Annotated in this window: 2 protein-coding genes; one reads left to right on the top strand and one right to left on the bottom strand. The window is 73.0% G+C overall.

Annotated elements, in window-relative coordinates:
- Positions 1-96: 96 nt before the first annotated feature.
- Complete coding sequence (locus ACFQ87_RS40620; RefSeq protein WP_380615989.1) at positions 97-1644, bottom strand: IucA/IucC family protein; 1548 nt, start codon at positions 1642-1644, stop codon at positions 97-99.
- A gap of 71 nt (positions 1645-1715) precedes the next feature.
- Between ACFQ87_RS40620 and ACFQ87_RS40615 the strand changes: the two genes are divergently transcribed.
- Positions 1716-3206, top strand: a complete 1491-nt coding sequence (locus ACFQ87_RS40615; RefSeq protein WP_380615988.1) for an IucA/IucC family protein — start codon at positions 1716-1718, stop codon at positions 3204-3206.
- The last annotated feature ends 115 nt before the right edge of the window (positions 3207-3321 follow it).

Below are 3321 nucleotides of genomic sequence, written 5' to 3'. Positions count from 1 at the left end.
GGTGGGGTGGTGGGGGGGTGGGAAGGGGGGGGGGGGTAGGGGGGCGGGGGGGGGGGAAGGGGCGTGGGGGGGGGTGGGTGGGGCGCAGGCGGTCTACTACGGGAGACTACGAGTGGCGGCCAGCGGGTTGGGGACGGGCACGAACCGTGGCTCGGTGCCGTCCGCGTCGAGCCAGCGGGAGAGCAGGTTGGCCTTGCCCGGCACCGTGGGCGCGGCCAGCAGCTCGGCCGTCTCCGGGAGGTCGAGCTCCTTCTCGCACCGCTCGAACTCCTGCCGCGCGGCCGGCCACAGCGCGCCCGCCACCCGGGGAAAGCGGTGCGCGAGGGTGTTGGCGATCTCGCCGAGGTTGTTGACGACGAGGCAGTACACCAGGCGCCGCCAGGCCGCCTCGCGAGGCGTCTCGGGAACGACTTTGGCTCCCTCGGCATCACGGAAGACGGTCTGGACGGGATCTCCGTCCGCGTTGACGGCGATCAAGGTGTTCTGCAGGTGGCACTCGACCGCCACACCGTGGCACGCGTACGCCTCCAGCACCGGCGGGACCAGGTGGCCCAGGTAGGCCTCCCACCAGCGCAGCGGGTCGGCGACGCGATCAAGCGGATTGCCGTCGAAGCCTTCGGTGAGCGCACCGGTCAGTATCGCGGTGGCGCCCGGCACCAGGTGCTCGTCCAGGCCGTCGCGGACCAGGACCGGAAGGGTCTCCTCAAGGCCGCGAACGGTGCGGTATCCCGGTTCACCCAACCAGGCCGCCCGGCCACCCATGGCCGCGAAGGCGTCCGCGACCAGCGGGTCGGTGCGGCGCCCCTGGCGGAGTTCGTGCCGCCGCATCCGCCGGACGTCGTTGGTGATCTGCACCTCCAGACTGAACTTGAGGAACAGATCGGCCGATCCGAGACGCTCGGGGCTTCCCGGGACGTGGACCGTGCGCACCGAGGACGTCGCCCGGGCCTGCCAGGGGGTGCTGCCGAGCCGAACGAGCCGCCCCTCGGCGAAGGCGGTGCGCACGGCCGGCAGGTGGTGGGTGAGGGAGAACTGCCAGGGGTGGGCGGGCAGCAGGCGGTAGCCGGGCGGCGCCTGGCCCAAGAAGTCGAGGGCGCGGGTCTCGCCTTCGTCGATCACCGCGTCGGCACGGACGCCGAGCAGCACGAGCGGGAATCGCGCGTACGCCTCCGGGGCGTAGCGCAGCCAGGCGGCGGGCGGGCCGCCACCGCTGCGGGCCTTGGGGGCCGGGTGGCATGGGTGTCCCATGACGAGCGCCTGCTCGGAGCGCAGCCACGGGTCCTCGGACGGGGTGGCGCGGGCGCGGGCTTCGAGGATCGCCCCCAGGGCCACGCGACTTGCCGTCGCTTCGGCGACCAGGGCGGGGTTGGGGCGCCCGGTGGCGGCACGCATCTCCCGGGCGGCGACCTCGACGAGGTCGGCGTGGTGCAGGGCGTGCCAGGTCGCACCGGTCCACAGTTCGGGCGAGGAGGGCCGGTGGCCGGTGCGCACGCGGAGCAGCCGGCCAGTGGCACTCAGACGGTGGACGGTGTGACCGGTGTGACCGGTGGACGTGCTCACCGACGGTTCGACGGCTTCGCGCAGGAGGCAGTTGAGCAGCGGGGCAACGGACAGTGCGTCAGCTGTCCTGGCGAAGTCATCCATCAGCCACCAATATCATCCACCGGCCGTCATGATGTCTGGAACGGAACGGCCAGTTGGTGATGGGAGGTCACATGCCTGACAGTGCCGCCGAACGGAAGCTGGCGGAGCAGCTGGGCGACATCCGCCCTGAGCTGGTCGATGCCTATCTCGCCGCCCTGCCCGCGGCCCGGTCCGCGGTGCTGGCACGGCTGTGGCGGGGGCTCGTCCACGAACCGCTGCCCTGGATCGTGGGACGCGTTTCCGGGCGGGACGGTATCAGCCTGCGGCTTGCGGACGGGCGGCTGCTGCACGGCCCGCCGTCGGATCCGTGGGCCACCGGGACGGCCGTCGCCCGCGTGGAGTTGGACGGCCGCCCGTTCGACCGTCCGGCCCACCTGTTCACGGCCCTGGCCGTACCCGGTGGCGGGCGTTTCGCCGGCGAGCTCGATCACAGCGTTGCCTCGATGGCGCTCTCCCGTACCGCCCCGCACCCCGCCGGGCCGCCCGCGATGCCGTGGGAGTGGGAGCAGCGGTCGCCGGACGGGCACCCCTACCACCCCGCCTGCCGGTCCCGTCCGGGCTTCTCGGCCGCCGAACAGCTCGCGTACGCACCGGAGCACCGGCCGGTGGTGGGTCTGCGGCTCGCACCGGTGGCCGACGCCACGGTGCGCGGCCCGTGGCCGGCGGACCTGCGCGACGGCCGGCTCGCGCTGATCCCGGTGCACCCCTGGCAGGCGGAGCACGCCCTGACCGGACGACCCCTGCGGCCCGGCCCGAACGCCCATCCGCTGCTGTCCCTGCGAACGCTCGACCTCGGCGGGAACATCCACGTCAAGACCGCGCTGAGCGTCCAACTCACCTCCGCGGTACGCGACATCTCGGCCTACTCGGTGGAGCACGCGCTGACCACCTCCGAGATCGTCGAGCGGGCCGCGGAGCACCTCGGAGGCCGGCTGCACATCGCGCGGACCCTGGCGGCGGCAGGAGACGGCACACCGGATCTGGCCGCGATGCTGCGTCAGTCCCCGTACGCGTACGCGGGGCCGGGAGAGCAGGTGGTGCCGGTCGCGCAGCTACCCGCATGCTTCGCACCGCTCGCGGCCGACGAACGAGGGGACCGGATCGCCGAGTTCGCGCGCCTGGCCGTGGGGGTCTGCTTGGACCTCCTCGACCTGGGCGTGGCCCTGGAAGCACACGGGCAGAACCTGCTCGCCGTCCTGGACCGGCAGGGCCGAGCCCGGCGACTGGTCTACCGTGACCTCGCCGACATCCGGATCAGCCCAACTCGTCTGGCCCGACACGGAATCCGGCCGCCGATGACCGGTCGGCTCCTGGACGACGATCCCACCACCCTGCGCCGCAAGGTCTTCGGCTGCCTGCTCACCGGAGCGCTGGGCCCACTGGCCGGAGACGCACCGACCCTCGGCGCGATCCTGGCAGCCGCCACCCGAGGCCTCCCGGCGACCCCCGATCTGCAAGCCCTCGTGAAGGACCCGCTGCCGGTCAAGGCCCTCACCTCGATGCGGCTCGCTCCCGAAGGCGACCACTGGGCACGGCTGCCCAACCCGGCCCTGCTCTGCTGAGCCAGCAGCGTCCCGGCCGGTGCACGTGCGCACTGTTGCCGGCGCGGTCCGGCTCTCACTTCCCGGGGCGGTCGGATTCAGGACAGTGAGTGACATGTTCACGACAGTAGAGTGA

The sequence above is a fragment of the Kitasatospora sp. NPDC056531 genome (genome assembly GCF_042794375.1).
GTDB lineage: Bacteria > Actinomycetota > Actinomycetes > Streptomycetales > Streptomycetaceae > Kitasatospora.
This window is presented reverse-complemented; position numbering and strand designations above follow the sequence as displayed.

What these genes read in the sequence shown, in the direction of transcription:
- ACFQ87_RS40620 (WP_380615989.1), bottom strand. Translation starts at nt 1,644, where the DNA reads ATGGATGACTTCGCCAGGACAGCTGACGCACTGTCCGTTGCCCCGCTG.
- ACFQ87_RS40615 (WP_380615988.1), top strand. Translation starts at nt 1,716, where the DNA reads ATGCCTGACAGTGCCGCCGAACGGAAGCTGGCGGAGCAGCTGGGCGAC.